Origin of the sequence: Enhydrobacter aerosaccus, assembly GCF_900167455.1 — a bacterium.
Lineage (GTDB): Bacteria > Pseudomonadota > Alphaproteobacteria > Reyranellales > Reyranellaceae > Reyranella > Reyranella aerosaccus.
The window spans coordinates 41630-67807 of record NZ_FUWJ01000017.1 but is presented as its reverse complement, the minus strand read 5'-3'; the positions used below and the strand labels follow the sequence as shown (position 1 = coordinate 67807).

Genomic DNA, 26178 nt, shown 5'->3' with positions numbered 1-26178 from the left:
CATTCCCCCAACAGCTTTTGCGTTGCCCGGACTATCGCAGCAATTTTGATGCCCGTCAGCCCAGCCGCTTCCGAAAGTCGCGCAAGAGATCCAATACGTCGCAGACTTCCACCCCCAGGGCGGCACGCAAGGCGTGCTTGTAGGGCGGCAGGTTCGTGCATTCCAGCACGATTGCGTCCACTGCCGGATTTTTTCGCAGCAAGGCTCGTCCCGCCTCGATCGCCTCCCCTTCGACGGCAGCGCGATCGAGGTTTGGACCATTACCGAGGAATGTCGCCGCGAACGCGCCGCCCTCCGGCATTCCTTCGATCGGCGTATCGGGCGGCGCGCCGACGGCCGCCAGATGGCGCGGCGTCAGGTTCCGGGCCGACGCCGTGATGACCCCGACTTTTCGGTTTGTCAGGGACGGGATCAACATCAGCGCCGACGTTGCCACCGGCACCGGTGACACCGCTGTCAGTTCATTCTGAAACAGGGCGAGAAACCCGCAACTCGTGGAGATCCCGACAGCCCCCGCCGAGGCCAGCCGCTCGGCATTGGCCGCGAGCGCCGCCATGACGCGCGGCTTATCCGGATTGGCCGCCACTGCATCGGCTGGCCCGATGCCTTCCAGCCGTTGGTAGATCACCGGGAAATCGAACGATGCCGGATTGCCGATATCGCCGACAATGCGCGGGAACCGCGTATCGAGCATGAGGATGCCGAGAGGGCGTGGCGTCATGGTTAGATGTCCGCATATACCTCGAGCAGATTGCCGTCGGGATCTCGGAAGAACAACGTACGATGGCCGAACGGCCGGTCAGTCGGCGGCGACACCAACTCGACGCCCTTCTTCACGAGCTCGTCGGCACACTGATCGACTTCCATCGGCGGAACCTTAAACGCGATCTGAAGGGCCGCGCTGCCGTTGGGCGTCGGCGCATCGGCTGCCGTCAGGCCCGGCGTGGCCAGGGCCAGGGTATTCGCGCCCACACGATACTCGAACCAACGGGACGAAAGCTCCCGAACCATCGGAAAGCCGAGGACGTCTTCGTAGAAGCGGCGCATCGCCACCATGTCGCGCACGAAGATAACCGTATAGTCGATCGCCCGAATGGATCGGAAGGCGCTCATGCGACCGGTGGCTCCGGCCACGGCTTCTGCGGACCGCGCGCCGATTCGAACCAGCGCGAGAGTCGCAGGACGCCAAGATCGTCGAAGCGACGACCGGCGATCTGCAAGCCGATCGGCTTGCCCTCGCCCGTGTAGCCGCAATTGATCGATGCGGCGGGCTGCTCGCTCATGTTGAAGGGCATGGTGAAGGAGATGTGCTCGAGCGGCCGATTGACGTCGTTGGTCGGCGTCTCCCACTCCGCTGGGTAGGTCGGCACCGGCGACGTCGGCGACAGCACAAAATCGAATGGCATCGTCGCCCGCACCGTGGCGGCGCGGATCGCCATGTAATTGTTGATGCTGCGCATGACCGCCACGCCCGAGACATCGGCGCCGCCACGGCACCAGTCGGCAATGAAAGGCAACACGCTCGCCTGCTTGGCGTGGCTCAGCCCGGAAAAATCCGCCCAGCTACGGACGCGCCAGAAGAGGTCCTGCAGATGCAGCATCTCGGGCGATAGGAAGCCTTCCAGTGGCTCGATGACGGCGCCGGCATCGGCGAACAGCCTGGCCGCCTTCTCCACGGCGTCCTTCACCTCCGCGTCGACCGGCAGGCCCGACCCGGCATCGAGCATCAAACCGATCTTCAGGCCCTTGGGATCGAGCGGTCCGGCCGACCAATCGATGTCGGTAGCCGGGAGGCTGGTATGGTCCCGCGCATCCGGCCCGCAGACCGCAGCCATCACCAACGCCGCGTCGCCGACCGTCCGCGTCATCGGACCAATGGCGCGACCGAGGAACGGCGGATCGACCGGGATGCGGCCCAGGCTCGGCTTCAGCGTGAAGATGCCGTTCCAGCTCGCCGGCAGGCGCACCGAACCGCCGATGTCTGTGCCGAGATGCAATGGACCGTAGCCCGCCGCCGCCGCCGCTCCTGCGCCGGCGCTCGAACCTCCAGGATTCCAGGCCAGGTTCCACGGATTGCGCGTCAGTGGATGAAAGGAACTGCGGCCCGAGGACAGCATGCCGAAATCCGGCATCGTGGTCTTGGCGAGAATGATCGCGCCTGCCTGCCGCACACGTGCGGCGGCCGGGGCGTCCGATGCGGCCGCAACGAGATCCGTTGCCGCAGTGCCAAGCGGCACCGGCACACCCTTGGTGGCGATGTTCTCCTTGATGGTGATGGGCACGCCATCGAGCGACCCTTGCGGCGCTCCCGTTCGCCAGCGCTTCTCCGACTCCTGCGCCGCCTTGCGGGCATTGCCGAAATCGGGCGCATAGAGCGCCTTCAGTTTCGGCTCCCACTTCTCGATACGGCCGATGACTGCGTCGATGGCCTCGACCGGAGAGAGGCTCTTGGTCTTGTATGCGGCCAGAAGTTCGGCCGCGGTCATGTCATGGATGATGGTCATGCAATAAGGACTCTACCGAAGCCGCATCATCGCCGATAGCTCAGCAACGCAGCATGTGCGGATCGTTCGTGGCTCGCGTTCAAGATGGCTCCGCATTTTTGAGGAAGCCCGCCCGCGTGGCGAGATACTTGGTCAGTGCTGGCCCCAGGAAGAGCACAGCGATCAGGCGGACCGTCTGCATCGCCATGACGAAGGAGACATCGACGCTGCTCGATGCCGAGATGATGGCTACGGAGTCGACACCGCCCGGACTTGTGGCGAGATAGGCGGTGAGCGGATCGACCCCGGCCCCGGCGACGAGCAAGGTCGCGACGCCGGCGCACAGGCCGATCAGGAGCAGCGTGAAGACGACGATGACGGGAAGCGATCGGGCAGCATGGATCAGCAGCGGCTTGGTGAAGCGCAATCCGATGTTCCAGCCGACCAGGGCATAGGCACCGGCCAGCAGCCAGGTCGGCAGCTCGATCTTCATCAGGCCGAAATGCGCCAGCACGATGCCGATCACCATGGGCACCAGGAACGCGCCTGCAGGAATACGCAGCAAACGGGCAAGATAAGGTCCGACAATGGCCAGAGCGACGGTTTCGGCCAGCGCGAGCCAGTCGACCGGCGGGAACCAGACGATGGCGGGAGCATGGGCCGTGTTAGCAGCGAAAAAATGCGCCACCAAGGCTGCCATGCCGGCAACGGCCAGGACACGGAAATACTGCATGAAGGCGACGAGCCGGACATCGGCGCCGTACTCCTCGGCCATCAGGGTCATGATCGAGGCGGCTCCGGGGCTCGATCCCCAGAGGGCGGTCGTGCCCGGCATCAGGCGCAAACGCCCCATCACCACACCCAGTACGCAACTCGCGGCCACGACCGACAGAACGCCGACCGTGAAGAGCAACCAGTGCTGCGCGATATCGCCCAGTATGGAGGCAGGCACCATGCGCGCGATGAGGCAGCCGACGACACCCTGCGCCATCACGAACAGCGGCACGGGGAAGCTGATCCTGGCGCCATTGGCGGCAACCACTATAGCCGCCGCCAGCGGACCGAGCAGCAATGCCGCCGGGGCATGCATCCAGACGAGAATGCCACCGATGATCGCCGAAGTGGCAATCAGGGCCATCCAATGCCGAGCGGGAGCATGCCCGCCACTCTGTCGAGAAGAACTGCGTGCGGGCTTTTCGGCCATGGACTACTGAACCAACTCCTCGGCCTCCCCGCCCATCTGATGGATGGTCTGGATCAACTCGGTGGCCGCGGCCGCAAGCCGTGCATCATTCGTGCCGCGCAGCACCAGGGACACGCTCACCTTGCCAGCGCGGAAGCCCGGATAGCTGCCGATATCGATGTCGTCATAGCGCTTTTGCAGCGCGCCGAGGGCTTCGGCGATGATCCCTTCAGGCAAATTCGTCCGCACGGTGCGCGAAAGGACCGGATCGCCGCCCACCAGGCGATGCTTCATCGACTCGAACATGCTCTGCGCGATCGTCGGGATACCGGCAAAGGTGAACACATTGCCCATCTGGAAGCCGGGCGCGACCGAGATCGGGTTGTCGACCAACGTCGCCCCATGCGGGATACGGGCCATGCGCCGCCGCGCCGGCGTGAACAGCGCGGGGTCGCCATAATGGCGGCTCATGCGGGCAACGGCCTCGGGATGCTCCGAGATCCCTACGCCAAAGGCCTTGGCGATGCTGTCGGCGGTGATGTCGTCGTGGGTCGGCCCGATGCCTCCTGTAGTGAAGACATAATCGAACTTGGCCCGCACCTCGTTGACCGTCGCGACGATCGTGGCCTCGATATCCGGAATGACCCGGCATTCCATGACGCGCACACCGAGCTTGTTCAATTCGGTGGCGAGGAAGGAAATATTTGCGTCCTTGGTCCGCCCGCTCAGGATTTCGTTGCCGATGACGACGATGCAGGCCGTCACGATTTTTGCCGGCGCCGCAGGCACTTCAGGCATTGAGGCCCCTTTTCCCTTGGTTTTCAGCACTTTAGAGGAGGCAGCCCGTCGGGCCAAGCGCACGCGCGCGGCCTTGTTACCGCCCGTATCGCATGCCAAATAGAGGGCCATGACCAGCCCCCGCGATTTCGAGGACGACAGCGCCGACTATTGGCGCCGCGACGAGCGCACCATCAAGCTGCATGGACCGGAAGGGTTCGAAGGCATGCGCCGCGCCGGCCGCCTGGCAGCCGAGACGCTCGACTTCATAACCCCCTATGTGCAGCCCGGCGTCACGACCGACGAACTCGACCGGCTGTGCGACCAGTTCATCCGCGATCACGGCGCCATTTCCGCTCCGCTCGGCTATCGCGGCTATCCCAAGTCGATCTGCACCTCCATCAACCATGTCGTGTGCCACGGCATTCCGGGTGAGAAGCGGCTGCAGAACGGCGATATCGTCAATATCGACGTGACCCCCATCCTCGATGGCTGGTACGGCGATTCGAGCCGCATGTACTTCGCCGGCGATGTCAGCGTGAAGGCGCGGCGGCTGTGCGACGTGACGTACGAAGCCATGATGCGTGGCATCGCCGTCGCCAAGCCCGGCGCCCGCCTAGGCGATATCGGCCACGCCATCCAAACCTATGTCGAAGCCCAGCGTTTCTCGGTGGTGCGCGACTTTTCGGGCCACGGCGTTGGCCGCATCTTCCACGATGCGCCGAACGTGCTGCACTACGGCAAGGCCGGCACCGGGCCGGTGCTGAAGCCGGGCATGTTCTTCACCGTCGAACCGATGGTGAATGCGGGCACCTGGCAGGTGAAGATCCTGAGCGACGGCTGGACCGCGGTCACCCGCGACAAGCAGTTGTCGGCGCAGTTCGAACATTCGGTGGGTATCACCGAGACAGGCGTGGAATTCTTCACCCTCTCGCCGATGGGCCTGACCAAGCCGCCCTACACCCTCGAGACCAAGGCCGCCTAAAGCGGCTCTGCCGTCAGCACGAGCTTCTGCAGCCCCGGTCGCGCGTCGGGCGAAAGGATGATCGTGCCCTTCAGGCGACCACGCGCACAGGCCAGTGTGAACTTGCCGCCCAGCGCATGGGTGGGCTCGATCCGCTCCAGCCTGCCCTCGCCCAACCGCTCCTTCAGCGAGGCGAGTTCGGCGTCGCGGTAGCGCGCTGGCGTGTCGAGCAGGAAATTCCCGGCGAAGATCGCACCCGGCACCTCGATCCGGCCGGCGGCATAGGCGGCCACCACCGATTCGACGGCCTGTGCGAGAAACGGCGATGGAGGCGGCAACGGCGGCGTTGCCGTAGCGTCGTGAAGCATTTCCGCAAGACGCAGCGTCAGACGCGACATCGGCGCGTAGGTGCGATTGGCGAAGGCGAACACGCCGCAGCCGCGCTCCGGCATCATCAGCACATGCGAACCATAACCCGGCAGACCGCCCGAGTGATGCAACCGCCGTCCCAGCTTGCCGTGTACGGAGTTCATCAAGCCGGCGCCGTAGGCCGTCGCCTCGGGAACTGCGCCCGGCAGTTCGAGCGGCCAGGGCATCGAATGCCATAAGCCCATCTCTCGAATTGTCGACCGCCGCACCGGTCCCGACTCCGGGTCGTCCCGCGCCGGCCAGGCATCGAGCAGGAAGGCGATCCAGCGCGCAAAATCCGGCACCGTGGTCACCAGCCCGCCCATCGCACCCACTTCTCCATCGGGCTCGATGCGCTCGCGCGACCATTGTCCCTCGTCCTGCCGATAGCCCCACGCGAAATCCTGCTTCATCGCGGCGAACGCATCGAACGTCGTCCGCGCCATGCCAAGCGGATCGAGGAAAGTGCGCCTGATGAAAGATTGATAGGGCTCGCCGCTGACATTGGTCAGGACGCGACCGAGTAGTGCATAGCCGAGGTTGCTGTATTCGAAAGCGAGACCCGGCGGCCGCGCGAAGAGCTGGCCCTCCGCCATCAAGGCATCGAGGGCCGCCGGCGTCATGCCGAGCATCCGGTCGCCCCACGGGTCGTCGGTCACGAACCCTGCCGCATGGCTCATGAGGTGCCGCACCGAGACCGATGCGCTGTCGCGCGTTGCCGGTTTGACTGCCGCGAACTGTGGCACGTACTCGGCAACCGGCGCATCGAGCACGAGCTTTCCCTGATCCCGCAGGGCCAGCACCGCCAGCGCGGTCATATGCTTGGTCATGGAGGCGATGCGGAAGGCCGTCTCCGCCATCACCGGCCGCGCGGCCTCGATGTCGGCCAGCCCGATCGTCGTGACATGGGTCAGCCGTCCCTCTTGTACGATGCCCGCCGCCAATCCTGGCAAGCGCTCCTGTTGGGTGAAGGCCGTGCAAGCGGCATCGATCTCGGCGAAACTCATGGCGCCGGCACGCTACAGGGATCGCGGCTTGACCACCATCCTGCCCGGTTTCTGCCGCGGTTGGATGGGACGGTTGTCGCATGGGGAGAGCACGAAAAATCTGTGCCGCAGAAGAGGACGCCGCGTCCATTTCCGTGGACCGCGCCGCCGATGACGATGCGCTTCTGGCATTGCTCGCTGCCGGGCTGCGGCTGCAAGCGACCAATGCGCTTTGGCGCATAAGCGGCAACACGCTTCCGTACCGTACCCTGCTGCGTGACGCCGGCGGCACCTGGAACCGTCTCGACCAGTGCTGGGAGTTCATCGGCGAGGATCCGTCGCCGCGACTGAAGGCGGCCCTCGAAGCGCGGCCCGCAGTCGCCAGCCACAACAGCGGCATGTCCGAGCCCAAGCCGCACTATCACGGCCACCGTGCCCGCGTGCGCGAGCGGGTGCTCAAGGCGGGGATCGAGTCCCTGCCGGACTACGAGCTGCTGGAACTGCTTCTTTTCTATGCCATCGAGCGCATCGACACCAAGCCGCTGGCGAAGCGGCTGCTCGAGCGCTTCGGCACGCTGGGCGACATCTTCGCCGCCGAACCGGCTCAGTTGCGCGAGTTCGAGATCGATCAGCGGACGCTGGTTCTGTTCCGCGCGGTGCGCGAGTCAGGCCGCCGGCTGGCCGAGCGCAAGGTCAAGGACATGCCGGTGCTCACCAATTGGCAGCAGCTCCTCGACTATTGCCACGCCGCGCTTGCACACGAGAAGACCGAGCAGTTCCGCATCCTGTTCCTCGACCGCAAGAACGTGCTGATCGCCGACGAGGTCCAGCAACGCGGCACGATCGACCATACGCCGGTCTACCCCCGCGAGGTGATCAAGCGGGCGCTCGAGCTGGGCGCCGCGGCATTGATCCTCGTGCACAACCATCCGAGTGGCGATCCCAAGCCGTCACGCGATGACATCGAGATGACGAAAGAGATCCGCAAGGCGGCCGAAGCGCTCGGCATCTCGATCCACGATCACCTCGTGATCGGCCGCAAGGGTCATGCGAGCTTCAGGAGCCTCGGACTGCTGGCATAAAGCACGCTCGATCGGGAAGCCGCCGAGGTCCTCACATCCGTCCCGCCATCTGGGTCAAGCCGAGCGCAACGGACAGGAGATCCGACTTACCGGCCACCCGCGCAGACGGTGCCGCCCGTCCGATCGCGACCCGCACTGCCGGAACGCGGCTCGATCCGCCCGTGAGGAAGACCGTATCGATGCCTGATGGTCCGAGTCCTGCCGCTGCAATGCAATCGCCCGCGGTCTTGTAGAGCTGTTCCATATCGGCCTCGATAGCACGATCGAAATCGACCCGCGTCGCCGTCGCCGCGAAACCGGGTTCGATGAAGGCGAGAGGGACGCCCGCCCGCTTCTCGACGCTAAGCCCGATCTTCGCCTCCTCCACGGCCAAGGCGAGGCGATGGCCGAGCCGGTGCTGCACCACAGTCAACAGGCGCTCCACCTTTTCAGGCTCGCATGCGAGTGCAGCCAGCTCGGCGAGGGCACGTTCGTTGCGATAGGTGTAGGCGAAGTTGATCGTCGCCCAGGTGGCGAGCTCATGATAAGGCGCGTTTGGCATCGGCAGGTTCTTCTCGACGAGCCGGGTGCCCAGCCCCAGAAGCGGCATCACGGCAGCGAGGCTGAGGGCGCTGTCGAAGTCGGTACCGCCGATATGCACGCCGGCGGTGGCAAGAACGTCACGACTGCGGTCCGCGCGCTCCCGAAGCTGCGGGCCGACCCGGATGATGGAAAAGTCGCTTGTGCCGCCGCCGATGTCGGCAACGAGCACCACTTCCTCGTGCTGTATCGTCTGCTCATAGTGATGAGCCGCCGCGATGGGTTCGTAGACGAACCGGATATCGCGAAAGCCCGCCCGCCGGGTGATGCCTTCCAGCACTGTCTGCGCCCGCGCATCCGCCTTGTCGTCGTTGTCGACGAAGCGCACCGGCCGGCCATGGACGACAGTCGTGATCTCCCGACCGGCAAAGGCTTCGGCCTTGCCCTTCAGGTGCCGTACGAAAATCTCCACGACTTCCGTGAGCGCCACCTTGCGACCACCCAGGCTGGTCTCCTCGTCGATCAGGGGCGACCCCAGCAGCGACTTGAGCGCCCGCATCAGCCGGCCTTCGGTCTGTCCGACATAGGCCGCGATGGCCTCGTTGCCGAACAGCACCTGGCCCTTGGTTTCATAGTCGAAGAACAGCGCGCTCGGCATCAGCGTGTCGTTGCCCTCGATCGGCGCCAGCGCCGCTGCCCCATCGCGCGCGACGCCGATCGCCGAGTTCGACGTGCCGAAATCCAGTCCGCAAGCGATCATGATGGTCCTCTCCGATGCGCGAAGGGGACCTCATCTATTGCGATGTGCCGACCGTTGCCAGACTGTTTCTTTTCGTCTAACAACGCGACTGCAAAAGGCCGCCCGAAATCCGGGCGGCCTTTTGTTTGCGGAGTGTCCTTTCAGTCGGCAGCCTTGTTGCGTGCTGCCTTCCAGGCCTCGTAACGCGCCTTGTTCTCGGCGTTCGGCGGATAGAGGCCGGGCAGCGAGGCACCGCTTTCGACCTCCGTCATGATCCAGGCTTCGAGCTTTTCCTGCTCGCCGGCCACCGCGACCACATCGTCAAGCAGCGCCTGGGGGATCAGGACGGCGCCATCGTCGTCGACGACCACGACATCGTTGGGGAACACGGCAACGCCGCCGCAGCCGATCGGCTCCTGCCAACCCACGAACGTCAGGCCGGCAACCGACGGCGGCGCCGCTCCACCCTGACACCAGACCGGAAGGCCGGTTCCCAGCACGCCAGCCAAATCGCGCATCACGCCGTCGGTGACCAGGCCGGCCACGCCACGCTTCTTCATGCGCGCCGTCAGGATGTCGCCGAAGATGCCGGCGTCGGTGACGCCCATCGCGTCGGCAACCGCGATGCAACCGGCCGGCATGTCCTCGATCGCCGCGCGGGTCGAACGCGGCGACGACCAAGATTCGGGCGTGGCGAGATCCTCGCGCGCCGGGACAAAACGCAGGGTAAAGGCTCGTCCCACCAGCCGAGGCTGGCCGGGCTTCAAGGGCCGCGTGCCGCGCATCCAGACGTTTCGTAGCCCTTTCTTCAGCAGGACTGTGGTCAGGGTGGCAGTGGAAACGGCGGACAAGGCGTCGATCACCGCGCGGTCGAGGGTCATGCGTGTCTCCTGTTCAGATTGGCGGGATCATGCCACCGACCAAGGAGAAGACCGAGCCCGGATTGCGTGAACCGCGGCGGACGCTCGACAATGCCGCAGCATGCTCGCAGCCCCCTAGGAGCCGTCAGGAGCCGCCTCGAACAACGGAAGTGGCAGTGAGCATTATCCCTGAATCATCGTCCGCAGGATGGCTTCAAGCTTGCCGGCTCCTTCGGCATCGAGGGTCCCCAGGATGTCCCGTTCCTGCTGGACGGCAAGACCTTTCAGCTTCTTGTGCAGCGCCTGCCCCTTGGAAGCGAGAAAGACCAGGACCCTGCGCCGGTCGTTCGAATCGGGTGCCCGGTACACCAGCGCGTCGGCCGTCATCTTGTCGATGATCTTGGTCAAGGTGGTCGAATCGACCAGCACACGGTGCGCAAGTTCGCCCATGGGCTGCCCGTTCTGGGAGGCAAGCGCACTCAGGATCCGGAAGTGCTCGAGGGCCACGCCCTCACCTTTGAGCTTCTCTTCGAGGTCGATCTCGAGCTGCCGGTTTACGCTCGCGATGAGATAGGCAAGCTGGTGTTCCATTCTGTCGGAGCGGGGCACGACGCGGTTCTCGTCCGTTGATATCTGAATTTTCAGATATCTAACCGACGGAGCGCTGCAACTTCAAGACCTTCGATGAGTCTCGGGCTGCGGCGTCGGCCAACCAGCCATCTATTGGCACGATAACTGCTTCGATTTTTGCGTCCTTTGCGGCGTTCTGGGGCGGAGTGTGGGCTCACGATGGACGGCGGTCGCCGGATCGTCGCCCCGTCGCCAACGCCACAACGGATGACGCCCGCGGAACGAGGGCATGTCCGCGTCCCGTTCGCAGTGACCATGGGGCACGTTCGATGATCCGCATTGGCTTGTTGACGCCGCTCGAAGGACCGGCGGGGATCTGGGGGCCCTCGGCAGAGGCCAGCGCCATCATGGCAATCGCCGAGATCAATGCCACCGGTGGATTGCTGGGCCGCGAGGTCGATCTCGTCATCGCCAATGCCGGCCGTACCGGTGCCGATGCCGCGGAGGCGGCGGCCGTTGCGGTCGATATCGACGGTATCGACGCCATCGTCGCCATGGTTCCGAGCTATGCCCGCAAGCCGGTCCTGCGGGTCGTCAGCGGCCGCGTCCCCTATGTCTACACGCCTCAGTTCGAGGGCGACGAACACGATGCCGGCGTACTTACCGTCGGCGAGACGTCCGATGAGCTGCTGAAGCCAGGGATCGAATGGCTTGGCACGGCCAAAGGCGCGAGCCGCTACTACCTCGTCGGCAACGACTATGTCTGGCCGCGAGCCACCTTTGCCAAAGCCAAGCGCATGATCCGGGATGCCGGCGGCACGGTCGTGGGGGAAAGAATCCTCCCGTTCGGCTTCGAGGATTACGATCTGCTTTTTGCCGACATCCGCCGCGCGCAAGCCGACGTCGTCATGCCTTATCTGCTCGGATACGAGGCCATCGGCTTCAATCGTGCTTTCGCCGAAACAGGCCTCGCCCGGCACTGCCTCCGCTTCACGTCGGGCATAGACGAGACGATCCTCTACGCGATCGGCCCCGATGCGACAGAGAATTTCTACGCGACCTCGGCCTACTTCTCGACACTACGCTCCCGCAATAACGATGCCTTCCTCGAGCGCTATCACGACTCGTTCGGGGAGACACCGCCGCCCATCAACGCCTTCGGCCAGTCCTGCTACGAGGGCATCCATTGCCTGGCGAGCCTTGTCAGTGCCGCCGGCGCCTTTCAGCAGCCAGCCCTGCGCAAGCGCGTCGGCCGAATAGCGCAAAGCCGTACAGCGCGCGGCACCGAACCGATCGCCGCGGCGGGCATCAGCCGGCCGATCCATTTCGCCACTGTCGAGGGCTGTGAGTTCCGGATCATGAGCCCGACATAGCGACGGGCAGGTCGAAGACCCGCAGCACAACCGCTCGAATATGCCGGGCGGAAGAAATTACTTGCGAAATGGATTATTTCGTTTTCATATAATTTAAGCGGCAGCGAGCCGCCTTCGATCAGAGGATTTTCCATGCGGCTTCCGCGACGTAGCGTTCTCAAGGCAACCCTGTCGGCATCGGCGGCGCTCGCGTCTCCGGCCATCTTTACCGGCCGTGCCTTCGGCGCAAACGAACCGATCCTGGTGGGCAGCCTGCACGATCAATCAGGTCCGATCGCGGCCTCCGGCGTACCGATGGTGGACAGCCTGATCCTCGCCATCGAGGAAGTGAACGCGGCGGGCGGACTGCTCGGCCGGCCGCTCAAGCTGGTGCATTACGACACGCAGTCGAACATCCAGATGTACTCGCAGTACGCCCAGCAGCTGGCGCTGAAGGACAAGGTCGCGGTCGTCCATGGCGGCATCACCTCCGCGTCGCGCGAGGCGGTCCGGCCGACCTTCGACCGGTTCAAGGTCCTGTACTTCTACAACACGCTCTATGAGGGCGGCGTCTGCGACCGCAACACCTTCTGCACCGGCACCACGCCCGCCCAGACGGTGGAGAAGCTCGTCCCCTATGCCATGAAGAAGGCGGGCAAGAAGGCCTACATCATCGCGGCCGACTACAATTATGGCCAGATCACCGCCAAGTGGATGACCAAGTACGCAAAGGACAATGGCGGCGAAATCGTTTCGGTCGACTTCTTCCCGCTCGACGTCACCAACTTCGGCCCGACCATCAGCAAGATCCAGGCAGCCAAGCCGGATCTCCTTCTTTCCGCCCTGGTCGGCGGCAACCATACCTCCTTCTACCGCCAGTGGACCTCCGCCGGCATGAAGGCGCAGATTCCCATCGCCTCGACAACCTTCGGTCTGGTCAACGAGCCGTCGACGCTCGATGAGAAGGAGAGCGATGGCGTGCTCGGCTCCTATGGCTATTTCGAGGAACTCACCACACCGGCCAGCACCAGCTACGTGAAGAAGCTCAAGGCCAAGTTCCCCGACATCCCCTATATCAGCGAACTGGCCGCCGCGACCTACGAGGGCTTCTATCTCTGGGTGGCGGGCGTCAAGGCGGCAAACTCCATCGACCGAGACAAGGTGGTGGCGGCCCTCGAAGGCGGCATCTCCTACGACGGTCCAAGCGGCAAGGTCGTGCTCGACCACGCGACCCACCATGCGATCCGCAATGCCTATCTCGCCGTGGCCAAGGACAAGAAGTGGTCGGTCCTCGAGACTTACGAGCAGCAGAAGCCGCTCGACACGGCCGGTGTCTGCGATCTGATCAAGAAGCCGACCGACAATCAGCAATACGTCATCAAGATCTGAGCGAAGCCTCTCTTCAACATCGGATCCGCCGTCCCCGCCTGCGGGAGCGGCACGCTGATTGACCTTGCAGCGACTGGGTTCGTGCCAGTCGCCTCGACGGAGACGGGCTTTCTCATGGATCTCGCCCTCATCATCGCCTTGGACGTGGTCAACGGCGCGGCGTCGCTTGTGCTGCTCTGCCTGGGGCTGGCGATCATCTTCGGCATGATGCGCGTCATCAATCTCGCCCATGGCGAGTTCGTGATGCTCGGGGCCTACGCCACCGTCATCTCGGCCAATGCCGGCCTGAATATCTGGATCGCCATGCTGGTCGTGGCCCCGGTGTTCGTGGGGGTGGTTGGCATTGTCATCGAGCGCTGCCTGATCCGCTTCCTCTACGGCCGCCTCGTCGACACCATGCTCGCCACCTGGGGGTTGAGCCTGCTGATCGTAGGCCTCGTCACCACCCTCTACGGCAACACGATCAAGGGTGTGCCAACGCCGCTCGGCGGATTTTCGGTCGGCGCCTATAAATCGAGCTACTACACGTTGTTCCTGGCGGCGGTGGCGCTGATCATGCTAGCGCTCGTGTATGTCGTCATGCGCCGCACGCGGTTCGGCCTCGTCGCGCGCGCCACCATGCAGAATCCCGGCATGGCCGCCACGCTGGGAGTCAATCCCAGCCGCATCTACATGATGTCCTTCGGCATCGGCTCGGCGATCACCGGCCTGGCCGGTGGCCTGCTGGCGCCGGTTTCCGGCGTGGTGCCAACCATGGGCGCCGCCTACGTCGCCAAGGCGTTCATCACGGTCGTGGGGGGCGGCTCGGCCATCCTGGCTGGCACCGCTTCCTCCTCCGCGCTGTTCGGCCTCATCAACCAGCTCGGGTCCTACTTCACGACACCGGTCTTCGGTGAAGTCATCCTCTTCATCTCCGCCATCATCCTGATCCGCATCCTGCCGCAGGGCATATCGGAGCGCTTCTTCAAGGGAAGCCTGTGACATGATTCACGTTCCCGTGCGCACCTGGATGTCGGTGGTCCTCCTCGCCGCTGCTATCGCCGTCCTGATCGCCATTCCGGACTTCGTCGAAACCTTTACCCTGATGCAGTTCACGCTGTTCTCTGCCATGGCCGTGCTGGCGCTGAGCCTCGGCTTCATCTGGGGGTATGGCGGCATCCTGTCCTTCGGCCAGACGGCCTTTTTCGGGCTCGGCGGCTATGCCTATGCGGTCTCCGTTCTCAATCTCGGCGAGTCGACCGAGGCCATCGCGATCGCGATAGCCCTGCCTGCCGTCTTCGCCGCCTTTCTCGGCTACTTCGTCTTCTACGGCCGGATCAGCGACGTCTATCTCGGCGTGATCACGCTCACCGTCACGCTGATTCTGTTCAACGTCGTCAATGCGACGGCGGGCGACGAGTATCGCATCGGCAACGCCGCGCTCGGCGGTTTCAACGGCATGCCGTCGGTCCCGACCTTCAACCTGCCGGGCAATCCATCCATCGTGCTCGATCCGACGCAGGGCTGGTACGCCACAGGCGGCGCGCTCATCGTCGTCTACGTCCTGCTGCGTCTGCTCCTGCGCAGCCGCTTTGGGCGCGTCGCCATTGCGGTACGAGAGAACGAAACGCGTGCTTCGCTGCTTGGCTACGATCCGCGCCTCATAAAGCTCGGTGTCTTCGTGATTGGCGGCGCGATCGCCGGACTCGGAGGAGCGCTCTATGTGAACTGGGGCGCCTTCGTGAGCCCGACCATCTTCGCGCTCTCCCTGTCGGCCGAGATCATCATCTGGGTGACGGTCGGCGGACTCGGCACGCTGATCGGTCCGGTCGTCGGCTGTTTCCTGATCCAATATCTCGACAGCCAGATCGGCACGCAGCAGACCTTCAACTCCAATCTTGCTCTGGGTGCGATCCTGATCGTCTTCGTCCTGCTGCTGCCGCAGGGCCTGATTCCAACGATCCGCACAATCGCAAGCCGGCTCGTGCGACTTCGGCCAGCGTCCGGGAATGCGACCGAGTCCGCCGCAAAGCAGCCGGTGGGAGCTGCGCGATGACCCCGCCTCTCCCGCTTCTCGAAGCCCGGAACCTCACCATGCGCTTTGGCGGCGTGGTGGCCGTGAACAACATCGATTTCACGCTGCGCGAAGTCGAGCTCCGCTGCCTGATCGGGCCGAACGGCGCCGGCAAGAGCACCTTCTTCAAGATGCTGACAGGACAGCTCACGCCCAGCACCGGCACGATCGCCTTCCGCGGCACGCCGATCGCGGGCTCCGCCTCGCATGAAATTGCCCGTCTCGGGATAGGCATCAAGACGCAGGTGCCCAATGTCTTCAACGGCCTGCCGGTCCGCGAGAACATTTGGCTTGCCGCGCGTCGCCGCAATACGCCGGACCAGACCAAACGGCTCGTCGACGAAATCCTCGAGAAAATCGCGCTCACGCATCGCGCCGATGCGCTCGTCGGGCAGCTTTCCCACGGCCAGCGGCAATGGGTCGAGATCGGCACTGTCCTGGCCGGCGAACCCGACCTGATCCTGCTCGACGAGCCCGCCGCCGGCATGACCGACGACGAGACCGCGCGCACTGCGGAGATCATCCGCGACATCAACCGGACGCGCGCGCTCATCGTCGTCGAACACGACATGCAGTTCATCAAGATGATCGCCAAGACCGTCACCGTCTTTCATCAGGGGCAGATCCTGATGGAAGACAAGATCGACGCGGTGATGCGCGACGAGCGTGTGCGCGACGTCTATCTCGGCAAGAAGGTCGCCGCCTGATGCTTGCCGTCAAGGGACTCCAGGCCGCCTATGGCCGCATCCCCATCCTCACGGGCGTCGACTTCTCCCTGCACGAGGGAGAGTATCTCGGCATCCTCGGCCATAACGGCATGGGCAAGACGACCCTGATGCGGACCTTGATGGGCCACATCAAGGCCACTGCCGGCACCATTTCCTTCAACGGCACCGACGTCACCAAGCTCGCCGTACACGAGCGGTCGCGGCTCGGTATCGGCCTGGTCCCACAGGGCCGCGAGATCTTTCCCTCGTTGACCGTGTACGAAAACCTGCGCATGGGCCTCGCCAGTGCGAAGAAGGAAGATCTCTCCGTCATCGACGAGGTACTGACCGAGTTTCCACGGCTCGTCCGACTGCTCGATCGCAACGGCGGCGCCCTGTCGGGCGGCGAGCAGCAGTTGCTTGCCTTGGCGCGGTGCCTCTGCACCCGCCCGCGCGTCGTCCTGCTCGACGAGCCGACCGAAGGCATCCAGCCATCGATCATCGAGGAGATCGTCGAGACCTTGCTGCGATTGAAGCAGAAGCACGGCATCGCCATGATCCTGGTCGAGCAGAATCTCGATTTCATCACCTCATTGTCGGAACGCGTGCTGACCATCCAGAAGGGCCGCATCACGCGCGAGATCATGCCGGCCGATCTCAAAGATCCCGCTGCCATCGCAGAATATGTGGGCATGGCAACGCACTGACGCCGCTCGCTCATCGCCGCCCAATCCGTTCATCGCATCGCAGAAAGGACTGAACATGCCGATAACCCGACCGACTACAGATGACGTCATGCAGCTCGCAGAGGAACTGGGCATGAGCTTCTCCAGGGAGCGCGCCGCGGAGTTTCTCACCCTGATGCAGCCGAACTTCGACGCCTATGACGTCGTCGACGCGCTGCCGGACAACGTGCCGCGGGTCAAATATCCGCGTACGCCCGGCTACCGTCCGGGCCCGGCCGAGAACAAATACGGCGCATGGTATTACAAGAGCACGGTCAAAGGCGCTGCGGCGGGCAAACTTGCCGGCAAGACCGTGGTCCTCAAGGACAATGTCAGTCTCGCCGGCGTACCGATGATGAACGGCGCTTCCACGCTGGAAGGCTTCGTGCCGGTCGCCGATGCCACCATTGTCACGCGCATGCTCGATGCCGGTGCGACCATCGTCGGCAAGTCGGTGTGCGAGCATTTCTGCCTCTCCGGCGGCAGCCATACGTCCGATCCGGGCCCGGTCCACAATCCACGCAAGATGGGCTATTCCGCCGGTGGTTCGTCTTCGGGCAGTGCCGCACTCGTTGCGGCGGGCGAGGTCGACATGGCGATCGGCGGTGACCAGGGTGGCTCGATCCGCATCCCCTCCTCGTTCTGCGGCATCTACGGCATGAAGGCGACTCACGGCCTTGTTCCCTACACCGGCGTGATGCCGATCGAGGCGACGATCGATCATACCGGGCCGATGACGGCCACCGTGAAGGACAACGCGCTCCTGCTCGAGGTGCTGGCCGGCCCGGATGGGCTCGATCCACGTCAGTATGCTCCCAAGGTGTCCGCCTACACCGAGGCGCTCGACAAGGGCGTCAAGGGACTCAAGATCGGCATCCTCAAGGAAGCGTTCCTCGTTCCCGGCACACAGCCCGACGTCGCCGATAAGGTGAAGGCGGGTGCCGAGCGCTTCCGCTCCCTCGGCGCGACCGTCGAGGAGGTGTCGATCCCCGAGCATCCGCTGACGGCGGCCATCTGGGGACCGATCGGTCTGGAAGGCCTGACAGCGCAGATGATGCTGGGCAACGGCATGGGCTTCAATTGGAAGGGCTACTACGACGTCGGCCTGATCGACGCCCATTCGGCGTGGCGCGAGCGCGCAGACGATCTGTCCGACACGCTCAAGCTCTCCATGCTGGTCGGCCTGTACGGCCTCAAGCACTATCGTGGTCGCTATTATGCCAAGGCCCAGAATATCGCGCGGGTGATGAAGGCGGCCTATGACGCCGCCTTCGCCAGTTACGACCTGCTCCTGTCGCCGACGCTGCCGTTGAAGGCAACACCGCTGCCGGCACCCGGAGCCTCGCTCACCGAGTATGTCAGCCGCGCTTTCGAGATGATCGGCACGACCTCGCAGTTCGACGTCACGGGCCACCCCGCCATGTCCATCCCCTGCGGCCTCGAGGATGGATTGCCGATCGGGTTGATGCTGATCGCGAAAGACTACGACGAGAGCATGATCTATCGAGCCGCCGCGGCCTTCGAAGCCTCGGGCGACTGGAAGACGTTCTAAGCACGAAGCGATGATCACGATCACCGCGGTCATCCGCGCGAAGAAGGGGTCTGAGGCGACGATGCGTCAGGCCCTGCTCGATGTCGCCAGACACGTCCAGGAGAATGAAGCCCAGACCCTGGGCTTCTTCATCTCCCAGGACGAAAGCGATCCGGCGCTGTTCACCACCTACGAGCGGTTTGCGGATCGCGCGGCCATGGATCGTCACAACAGCTCCAGCGCGGTCGCCCGCTTCTTCGATATCGCGCGTCCTATTCTCGATGGGCCGGTCACGCTCGTCACGGCACTGGAGATTTCTGCCAAGCCCACCTGATGATCATGGTGGCTGAACATGCAGGCCCGATGAGTCTCGACCAATCGGAAGGCCGACCCGAAGCGGGCACAACGCAAGGGAATGAGGCCTTTCTGGGGCGGGCGAAACTTGTCGACCGTTGCCATTGAACCCAGCGTTCCAACTCGTATCTTGTTCGCATAGCTCGGTCCTACAGAGTGATGGAGCCATGTCGATCCAGACCTTGTCCGACACGACGAGCCTCGCGCCAATTTCCAAGGAGGAAGTTGGCGAACTTCCATTCTACATTGCCGCAACGGGCCCTGCGTCTGGACCACGTTGGACGTTGAAGCACGACGACGCTTTCGCCGTCGTCGACAGTCTGGGTGACATGGGTGCGGCCGCCGCCGGTCCCAATGGACTGTTCTTCGAGGATACGCGCTTCCTCTCGCGTCTCGAGTTGCTGGTGAATGGGCAGCAGCCGCTGCTGCTCGGATCCAACATCCGCGACGACAACAGCATGTTGTCGGTCGACCTGACCAATCCGGACTTCCTCATCGACGGCAAGATCGTATTGCAGAAGGATCTGCTGCATATCAGCCGGACCTTCTTTCTGTGGCGCGGCACAGCCTATGTGCGCCTCGCTGTTTCCAATCATGCCGATCGGCCGATCGGCTTGTCGCTGTCGCTGCTCTATGGCAGCGATTTCGCCGACCTGTTCGAGGTCCGAGGCATGCGACGGGCCCATCGCGGCAGTGCGGAGCGACGGACGAACGGAAAGGATATCGTTTCGCTGGCGTATCGCGGTCTGGACGGCATTACCCGCACCACCACCCTCACCTTCGATCCACCGCCGCCGGAATTGTCCGCATCCGAGGCGACGTACCGGCTGGACCTCGCTCCCGGGCAGATGCAGCCGATCTACCTTGCCATCGGCTGCAACGCCGCGGAGAGGCAGCAGGCTAAGCCCTTCCTCAAGGGACTTCTCGAAGCGCGCCGCGAGCTTCGTGTCCGAGCCCGCGACACGACAAGCGTGGAGACCTCCAACGAGGTCTTGAACGAGATGCTGTGTCAGTCGGCCGCCGATCTGCAGATGCTGATGACGGAGACGCCGCAAGGTCGCTATCCCTATGCCGGCATCCCCTGGTATTCGACGACGTTCGGCCGCGACGGTCTCATCACCGCCCTGCAGATGCTGTGGTGCGACCCGAGTGTCGCTCGAGGGGTCCTGCGCCGCCTCGCAGCCTATCAGGCGACCAGAACCGATCCGGCCTCCGATGCGGAACCCGGCAAGATCCTGCACGAGATGCGCGGCGGAGAGATGGCGGCGCTCGGCGAGGTTCCTTTCGCTCGCTATTACGGCAGCGTCGATTCGACACCGCTCTTCGTTCTCCTTGCCGGCCTCTATGCCGAACGCACCGGCGATCTCGGAACCGTAAAGGCCCTGTGGTCCGCGATCGAGGCGGCTCTGGCCTGGATTGATGGTCCGGGAGATCCCGACGGGGATGGCTTCATCGAATATTGCCGCGCCACGGAGCTCGGTCTGGCGAATCAGGGCTGGAAGGATTCCTTCGACGCGGTCTTCCATGCCGACGGCCCCCTCGCCGAGGGTCGCATCGCTCTTGCCGAGGTGCAGGGATACGTCTTCGCCGCCAAGCGCTCCATCGGCCGCTGCGCGCGCCGCCTCGGCCGTGTCGAGCAGGCCGATCGTCTCGAGGCTGAAGCAAGGCGCCTGGCGGAACGGTTCGAGACCGCATTCTGGTGCCCTGACATCGGCAGCTATGCCCTGGCGCTCGACGGGCACAAGGAGCAGTGCCGGGTCGCCACATCGAACGCAGGCCAGTTGCTGTTCACGGGCATCGTCAGACCGGATCGCGCCGCCGAGGTCGCCGCTGGTTTGCTGGGACCGCGCTTCTTCTCGGGCTGGGGCATTCGCACCGTGGCCCAGGGCCAGGCCCGTTACAACCCGATGTCCTATCACAACGGCTCCGTCTGGCCTCACGACAACGCGTTGATCGCCCTGGGCCTGGCGCGCTACGGCTTCAAGCAGGCGGTCGATCAGCTCTTCAAGGGCTTGTTCGATGCGGCGTCCTACATGGACCTGCGTCGCCTCCCCGAATTGTTCTGCGGCTTCCGCCGGCAGGCGAATCGCGGCCCGACCCTCTATCCTGTGGCGTGCTCGCCGCAAGCCTGGGCAAGCGCCACCCCGTTTTCCCTGATCGAGGCCGCGCTCGGGCTGGAACTCGATCCCGAACGGGACGAGATCCGACTGCGCAATCCGCGGCTGCCGTCCTTCCTCGACGAGGTGACATTGCGCAACCTCCGCCTTGCCGAGACCCGGGTGGACATCACGATCCGGCGTCATCGGCACGACGTGTCGATCGAAATCGCCCGCCAACAGGGAGAGGCACAGGTCGCCATCGTCTCCTCGCGGTGAAGCGACGCGGGAACCCGCCCGGGCCTTTCGAGTTAACGCTCGGCGCGGGAGGGCTGTATGAGCGGCAAAAGGCTTTGGTTGGTCGCGGCGATGCTGTTGGCCTTTCATTTTGGCAGCACCGCCTCGCTGGCCCAGGACCCGCCGGCGCAGAGCCCACCCTCTTCCCAGCAGCCTGAAGCGTCCCCCAACGCCCCCGATACATCGAGCAGCCAAGGCTCTTCTTCAGCGCCAACGCCTCCGGCACCATCGCCCGCTCCGCCAACGACCCATTCCCCTCCCGCGGCGCCACCTCCCACCACGGCACCAGGCGACAGCAGTGGCCCTCCCTCTGTCACGGTCCTCGGCAGCCGCGAAGTCCAGGGCATCGTGGGCGGCGAGGTGCGCACGATCGCCAACGAGAGCATGGGTCGCATCGTCGATGTCATCGTCGATGGCGAGGGCAAGCCGCGCGCGGCCATCATCGATTTCGGCGGCTTCCTCGGAGTCGGCAGTCGGAAGATCGCCGTCGACTGGAGGGCGCTGCACTTCGTCCCGGCGGCGACCAAGCGGTACGGCATCGTCCTGGAACTCAGCCGGGAGCAGGTCAAGGCGGCCCCGGAATACAAGGAGGGCCAGCCGATCGTCGTTCTCGGCGCTTCGGGAAATCTCGAGTCTCTCCCCTGATGCCGGCGTCGCGACGCAGCCTGCGCGGCCTCGACTGGTTCGCGTTCTTCGTCGCCGATGTTCAGACCGGCTTCGGCCCCTTCGTCTCGGTCTATCTCACCGCGCAGAAGTGGACCCAGGTCGATATCGGCCTGATCCTGTCGGTGGCCGGAGTCGTTTCGCTGATCGGCCAGATTCCGGGCGGCGTCCTGCTCGACGCGGCGCGATCGGAGCGGCTGGTGGCGGCGACTGCCGTTGGTCTCATCAGTGCCAGCGCCATCGCCTATGCCGCCTGGCCGATCTTTCCCATCGTCTTTACGGCTGCCGCCTTGCATGCGGCCGCGAGCTGCCTTCTCGGGCCGGCCATCGCTGCCATGAGCCTCGGCCTCGTCGGGCAATCGGCGATCGGTGAGCGGCTCGGCCGCAATGCGCGCTTCGCCTCGATCGGCGCCGGCCTCTCGGCCGCCATCATGGGCGCCTGCGGCTACTTCTTCGAGACGAGATCCGTCTTCCTCGTCACGGCCGCCCTGCTGATCCCGACCTGGATCGCGCTCAGCTTCATCGCGCCGCGCGAGATCGACCCGGAGCAGGCCCATGGCAGCCCGCCCCAGCAGCAGGTGGACAGGCCCGCCAGGGGTACCCTGCGCTCGTTGCTGAGCCGACCGCTCCTGGTGTTCGGCTGCAGCATTCTCCTGTTCCACCTCGCCAACGCGGCGATGCTGCCCTTGATGGGCAGCGTGCTCACGACACGCAGCAGTGACTGGGCGACGATCCTGATCGCCGCCTGCATGGTCGGCCCGCAGATCGTGGTCGCCCTGTGCTCGCCGTGGGCCGGCCGCCAGGCCCAGCGCTGGGGCCGCCGGCCGATCCTGCTCATCGGACTGGCGGCGCTGCCCTTGCGCGGCCTGCTCTTCGCCACGGTGACCGATCCCTATCTTCTCGTGCTGGCCCAGCTTCTCGACGGTGTCACGGCGACGGTCTTCAGCGTGATGGTGCCGCTGACCGTGGCCGATCTCACCCGCGGCACCGGCCATTTCAACCTCACCCAGGGCCTCGTCGGCACCATGATGGGCATCGGCGCCTCGCTGAGCCCGACCTTGGCCGGCTATATCACCGACACCGCCGGCAGCTCGACCGCCTTCCTCGGCCTTGCCGTCATTGCGTTCGTCGGGCTGATGGTGGTCGCGCTGTTCATGCCCGAAACGCGTCCACACGAGCAGAAACCTCCCTGTCATGGTAAGAAGAGCCCATGACAGGCAAGATCCACATCGGCATCGGCGGCTGGACGTTCGAACCCTGGCGCGGCGTCTTCTATCCCGAGGGCCTGACGCAAAAGCGCGAACTCGAATACGCCAGCCGCAAGCTCACCTCGATCGAGATCAACGGGACCTATTACTCGAGCTTCAAGCCCGCGAGCTGGGCCAAGTGGCGCGACGAGACGCCGGACGGTTTCGTCTTCGCGATGAAGGCCTCGCGCTTCTGCACCAACCGGCGCGTGCTGGCCGACGCGGCCGAATCGGTGAACCGCTTCGTGAGCCAGGGGCTGGTCGAGCTGCGCGACCGGCTGGGGCCGATCAACTGGCAGTTCATGGCGACCAAGAAGTTCGATCCGGAGGACATCGAGTCGTTCCTCAAGCTCCTGCCGCGCGAGGCCGGCAAGCTGCCGCTGCGCCATGCGTTGGAGGTGCGTCATCCGAGCTTCCAGGACGATCGATTCTACGATCTGTGCCGCAAGTACAAGGTCGCGATCGTCTATGCCCACGACAAGGACTTCCCCGAGATCGACGAGCACACCGCCGACTTCACCTATGCCCGGCTGATGGGCACGGAAGAGAAGATCAAGACCGGCTACAAGCCGGCCGATCTGGACAAGTGGGCCAAACGCGCCAAGGCCTGGGCCAAGAACGGCGACGCGTTCATCTACTTCATCTCGGGCGCGAAGGTACGCAATCCCGCCGCCGCGATGGCGCTGATCGAGCGGGTGTAGAGCGCCCGCTCGCGCGACGTCCTTTTCTCCCAACCGCATCGCGTCCAACAAAAAAAATCGCCTCGCGAGGATTGGCCTCCGAGGCCGGTCGAATCGGCATTTCAGGCGAATCCTCGCGAGGCTCGCGAGCCTCGCGAGGGCCAGCGGCGCGGCCGGAGTGATTGCCCGCGGGTCACGATGGCGGAACGATGGAGACGGAAGCAAAAACGCGACACGGCAGCACCTGAGGTTTCCTCGCAACGAGAGATGCCGCCACTATAGGGCTGACAAGACCCAAGCGACGATTATGGCCCTCTACGCCTCCTGCGAAAGTTGGCAATTGCGGCCTCCGCGAGAAGGACTCCTGCTTTCATCGTTTTCCCATCGATCGAGCCAATGCCAGGCCGATCGAGGGGCATCAGGAATTGTGCGGCAACCGAGAGCGCAAGAAAGCCAACGTCTCTTCGGGAATGTCCATGACTGGCAACGTCACGAATTGGTCCTGTCCCAGGAAGATCATCCAGAATTCCGGCGTCTGCCAAACGTCCGTGAAGCGCGCCCATGGCAGCGTCATCGAACCGAGTTCCGACCTGATCGTCACGTCCTGATCTCCGAAAACAAATTCACCAACAGGCCGCGTCATCGAGCGGAACTTGCCGACGGTATTGGTGAAATGTGCTCGCCAGACGATCAACAGGCAAAGAGGAACAAGCATGATCACTGCGATCTCGACGAACGATATCCATACTGGATCGTCACGCCAGCCAACCGCGAGGCCGATACTTGGAACGACAATGGCCGTCAGCCACATCCAGGCACGCCGGCGTATCACACCGCGCCACAGGAATAATCGGACAGCCCGACGGAGCATGGGTTCGGTATAGACAACGCTGTGATGCACGACCGTCGGGCTCCAGAAATATCGATGGTCATCCGATGAGGCCTTCCTCAATTACGTGAAACGTTCTCTCGCTGCCAGTGCGCCGCGAGCGCTTCATTGTGCAGGCACCGATCAGCAGTCCGCATAGCCCAGTCCGATCGCGGAAACTCCAATTCAGAGTTTCGGACTCTTCACTTCGCCCACCATCTCCACTCCGCGCTGAATTTTTCTCCGGAAGGCTGCATCACCGTTACGACGCCGCCCGAAGCCCCTGCATCCGGGCACAGGCGAGCCAGATCGCGATCGAGCCGAGCGCGATGCCGCCCAGGGCGAGAAAGGCAGCGGGATAGCCGAGTCGCTCGGCGATCCAGCCGCCAACGGCGGGGCTGAGGGCAGCACCGATGCCCTGCAGGGTCATCACCGCGCCCTGCCCGACATTGATGCGGCCGGTGCCGTCGAGGAGCCGCGCGACCAGGCCGGGCACGGCGACGCTCTGCAGGCCGGCGCCGACGCCATCCAGGATCTGCACCGGGAAGACGCCCCAGGGCGCGATGCAGCCGGCGGCGATCAGGCCGCGCAGCGGCAGCGCCAGGAAGGAGATCATCAGGACCAGCCAATAGCCGCGCTGCTCCGCCAGGCGCATGGCGACCAGCGACGCGACGATCATCACCGCCTGCGCCACAACGATAGTGAGAGCGACGAAGCCGGGCCCATCGGTGTGTTCCGCATCCACGACGGCGAGGCCGTAGAGCGGCAGCATCGCCGCATTGCCGAAATGGAAGAGCAGCAGCGCCGCCGCCAGCGCCAGCAACGGCTTGCAGTCCAGTAGCACGGCGAGACCGCTCGCTTGAGCGCTCCCCTCGTCCTTGTCGGCGAGGCCGCGGGCGGCACGGTCGTCGATCGCGGCGGGCGGAATGGTCAGCACCGAGACGATCGCCAATACGCCGAACAGCGCCGCCAGGGCGAACACCGCGGGATAGCCGAACTGCCAACCGAGCAGGCCGGACAGTCCGGCGCCGACCATGTTGCCGGCGTGATTGAAGGCCTGGTTGCGGCCCATCTGGCGATTGAAGCCGGCTTGGCGCACCAGCCCCAACGTCATGCCGGCGATGGCGGGCGCCAGCGCGGCGCTCGCCATGGCAGAGGCGACCTGCGAGGCAGCAACGACCCAGAAGGCCTGCGAACCCAGCACGAGCGCCGAGGCCAGCACGACGCAGATACAGGGCACGATGATGTAGAGGCGCTTGCGACGAGTGCCGTCCACCAGCGCGCCCAACGGCGTGGTCACCAGCATGCCGGCGATCCCGCCGATCGTCATGACGCTGCCGATCAGCCCGCTCTTCCAGCCGTGCGCCAGCAGGAACACGCCGAGGAACGGCCCGAGGCCGGCCTGGATATCGGCCATGAAGAAATTGAGCGCTTCCAGCGAGCGGCGGATTCCCGGTGGGGCGGTGTCGTGACGATGCACTCGGTTTTCCCATCCCTCTGGAGCTATCGTACGTGGCAAGGCCGGCTCGCCGCCTCACCCAGTCTCTCCTTCTTCGCACGAATAGACCAACTGCGTATGACAACGATTCTCCGTGGCCTCGAGCGAAGGCGAGCCACCGAGGCGCCAAGGCGGGTCACGGCGACG

25 protein-coding genes are annotated in these 26178 nt (G+C 64.5%); 14 read left to right on the top strand and 11 right to left on the bottom strand.

Annotation, left to right across the window (positions count from 1 at the left end; genetic code table 11):
* Positions 1 to 55: 55 nt before the first annotated feature.
* The 5 genes from B5D62_RS30895 to B5D62_RS30875 form a co-directional block, all read right to left on the bottom strand.
* Positions 56 to 721 carry an aspartate/glutamate racemase family protein gene (locus B5D62_RS30895; RefSeq protein WP_085937942.1) on the bottom strand — a complete coding sequence of 222 codons (666 nt, stop codon included), beginning with the start codon at positions 719 to 721 and terminating at the stop codon, positions 56 to 58.
* Positions 722 to 723: 2 nt separating this feature from the next.
* Complete coding sequence (locus tag B5D62_RS30890) at positions 724 to 1113, bottom strand: VOC family protein (RefSeq protein ID WP_085937982.1); 390 nt, start codon at positions 1111 to 1113, stop codon at positions 724 to 726.
* Positions 1110 to 2504, bottom strand: coding sequence for an amidase (locus B5D62_RS30885; protein ID WP_085937941.1), 1395 nt, complete (start codon positions 2502 to 2504; stop codon positions 1110 to 1112). Before B5D62_RS30885 ends, B5D62_RS30890 begins: the two co-directional genes overlap by 4 nt.
* Before the next feature lie 79 nt (positions 2505 to 2583).
* Positions 2584 to 3621 (bottom strand): AbrB family transcriptional regulator, encoded by a 1038-nt coding sequence (locus B5D62_RS30880; protein WP_231715003.1) that lies wholly within the window; start codon positions 3619 to 3621, stop codon positions 2584 to 2586.
* A 69-nt stretch (positions 3622 to 3690) separates the two neighbouring features.
* Positions 3691 to 4575, bottom strand: coding sequence for a competence/damage-inducible protein A (locus B5D62_RS30875; RefSeq protein ID WP_231715002.1), 885 nt, complete (start codon positions 4573 to 4575; stop codon positions 3691 to 3693).
* Here B5D62_RS30875 and map point away from each other — a divergent pair.
* Positions 4574 to 5428 carry a type I methionyl aminopeptidase gene (gene map / locus B5D62_RS30870; RefSeq protein WP_085937938.1) on the top strand — a complete coding sequence of 285 codons (855 nt, stop codon included), beginning with the start codon at positions 4574 to 4576 and terminating at the stop codon, positions 5426 to 5428. The two genes, B5D62_RS30875 and map, sit on opposite strands and share 2 nt — an antisense overlap.
* On the opposite strand, the gene B5D62_RS30865 is transcribed toward map, so the two are convergent.
* Positions 5425 to 6822, bottom strand: coding sequence for a serine hydrolase domain-containing protein (locus B5D62_RS30865; RefSeq protein ID WP_085937937.1), 1398 nt, complete (start codon positions 6820 to 6822; stop codon positions 5425 to 5427). The two genes, map and B5D62_RS30865, sit on opposite strands and share 4 nt — an antisense overlap.
* Positions 6823 to 7199: 377 nt before the next feature.
* On the opposite strand from B5D62_RS30865, the gene radC reads away from it, so the two are divergent.
* Positions 7200 to 7883: a RadC family protein gene (radC, locus tag B5D62_RS30860; protein WP_085937981.1), complete on the top strand. Its 684-nt coding sequence runs from the start codon at positions 7200 to 7202 to the stop codon at positions 7881 to 7883.
* Positions 7884 to 7914: 31 nt separating this feature from the next.
* On the opposite strand, the gene B5D62_RS30855 is transcribed toward radC, so the two are convergent.
* The 3 genes from B5D62_RS30855 to B5D62_RS30845 all read right to left on the bottom strand — a co-directional run bounded on the left by B5D62_RS30855 (position 7915) and on the right by B5D62_RS30845 (position 10610).
* Complete coding sequence (locus B5D62_RS30855; protein ID WP_085937936.1) at positions 7915 to 9162, bottom strand: Hsp70 family protein; 1248 nt, start codon at positions 9160 to 9162, stop codon at positions 7915 to 7917.
* 140 nt (positions 9163 to 9302) lie between these two features.
* Positions 9303 to 10022: a ribonuclease activity regulator RraA gene (locus B5D62_RS30850; RefSeq protein ID WP_085937935.1), complete on the bottom strand. Its 720-nt coding sequence runs from the start codon at positions 10020 to 10022 to the stop codon at positions 9303 to 9305.
* Between the two features lie 162 nt (positions 10023 to 10184).
* Complete coding sequence (locus tag B5D62_RS30845; RefSeq protein ID WP_218191392.1) at positions 10185 to 10610, bottom strand: MarR family winged helix-turn-helix transcriptional regulator; 426 nt, start codon at positions 10608 to 10610, stop codon at positions 10185 to 10187.
* Positions 10611 to 10900: 290 nt separating this feature from the next.
* On the opposite strand from B5D62_RS30845, the gene B5D62_RS30840 reads away from it, so the two are divergent.
* The 12 genes from B5D62_RS30840 (at position 10901) to B5D62_RS30785 (ending at position 23686) form a co-directional block, all read left to right on the top strand.
* The gene (locus B5D62_RS30840) at positions 10901 to 11944 is read left to right on the top strand and encodes a substrate-binding domain-containing protein (RefSeq protein ID WP_085937933.1); all 1044 of its coding nucleotides are present in this window, start codon (positions 10901 to 10903) and stop codon (positions 11942 to 11944) included.
* Positions 11945 to 12076: 132 nt separating this feature from the next.
* Positions 12077 to 13312 (top strand): urea ABC transporter substrate-binding protein, encoded by a 1236-nt coding sequence (locus tag B5D62_RS30835; protein ID WP_085937932.1) that lies wholly within the window; start codon positions 12077 to 12079, stop codon positions 13310 to 13312.
* 114 nt (positions 13313 to 13426) lie between these two features.
* Complete coding sequence (locus B5D62_RS30830; RefSeq protein WP_085937931.1) at positions 13427 to 14293, top strand: branched-chain amino acid ABC transporter permease; 867 nt, start codon at positions 13427 to 13429, stop codon at positions 14291 to 14293.
* 1 nt (position 14294) lies between these two features.
* Positions 14295 to 15347: an ABC transporter permease subunit gene (locus B5D62_RS30825; RefSeq protein ID WP_085937930.1), complete on the top strand. Its 1053-nt coding sequence runs from the start codon at positions 14295 to 14297 to the stop codon at positions 15345 to 15347.
* Positions 15344 to 16072: an ATP-binding cassette domain-containing protein gene (locus B5D62_RS30820; RefSeq protein ID WP_085937929.1), complete on the top strand. Its 729-nt coding sequence runs from the start codon at positions 15344 to 15346 to the stop codon at positions 16070 to 16072. The genes B5D62_RS30825 and B5D62_RS30820 overlap by 4 nt, the downstream gene beginning before the upstream one ends.
* Positions 16072 to 16779, top strand: coding sequence for an ABC transporter ATP-binding protein (locus tag B5D62_RS30815; RefSeq protein WP_085937928.1), 708 nt, complete (start codon positions 16072 to 16074; stop codon positions 16777 to 16779). Before B5D62_RS30820 ends, B5D62_RS30815 begins: the two co-directional genes overlap by 1 nt.
* Positions 16780 to 16834: 55 nt before the next feature.
* A complete protein-coding gene (locus tag B5D62_RS30810; RefSeq protein ID WP_085937980.1) occupies positions 16835 to 18349 on the top strand; it encodes an amidase in 1515 nt (504 codons plus the stop codon).
* Positions 18350 to 18359: 10 nt separating this feature from the next.
* Positions 18360 to 18662: a putative quinol monooxygenase gene (locus B5D62_RS30805; protein ID WP_085937927.1), complete on the top strand. Its 303-nt coding sequence runs from the start codon at positions 18360 to 18362 to the stop codon at positions 18660 to 18662.
* Positions 18663 to 18849: 187 nt separating this feature from the next.
* The gene (locus B5D62_RS30800) at positions 18850 to 21057 is read left to right on the top strand and encodes an amylo-alpha-1,6-glucosidase (protein WP_085937926.1); all 2208 of its coding nucleotides are present in this window, start codon (positions 18850 to 18852) and stop codon (positions 21055 to 21057) included.
* A gap of 57 nt (positions 21058 to 21114) precedes the next feature.
* A complete protein-coding gene (locus B5D62_RS30795; protein ID WP_218191391.1) occupies positions 21115 to 21720 on the top strand; it encodes a PRC-barrel domain-containing protein in 606 nt (201 codons plus the stop codon).
* A complete protein-coding gene (locus B5D62_RS30790) occupies positions 21720 to 22952 on the top strand; it encodes an MFS transporter (RefSeq protein ID WP_085937925.1) in 1233 nt (410 codons plus the stop codon). Before B5D62_RS30795 ends, B5D62_RS30790 begins: the two co-directional genes overlap by 1 nt.
* On the top strand, positions 22949 to 23686 hold the full coding sequence (locus tag B5D62_RS30785) for a DUF72 domain-containing protein (protein WP_085937924.1): 738 nt from the start codon (positions 22949 to 22951) through the stop codon (positions 23684 to 23686). The genes B5D62_RS30790 and B5D62_RS30785 overlap by 4 nt, the downstream gene beginning before the upstream one ends.
* Positions 23687 to 24083: 397 nt before the next feature.
* Here B5D62_RS30785 and B5D62_RS30780 read toward each other — a convergent pair whose 3' ends face one another.
* Together B5D62_RS30780 and B5D62_RS30775 are read right to left on the bottom strand one after the other, a co-directional pair.
* Complete coding sequence (locus tag B5D62_RS30780) at positions 24084 to 24476, bottom strand: YcxB family protein (protein WP_170921238.1); 393 nt, start codon at positions 24474 to 24476, stop codon at positions 24084 to 24086.
* Positions 24477 to 24795: 319 nt separating this feature from the next.
* Positions 24796 to 26013, bottom strand: a complete 1218-nt coding sequence (locus tag B5D62_RS30775; RefSeq protein ID WP_269435142.1) for an MFS transporter — start codon at positions 26011 to 26013, stop codon at positions 24796 to 24798.
* Between the last annotated feature and the right edge of the window lie 165 nt (positions 26014 to 26178).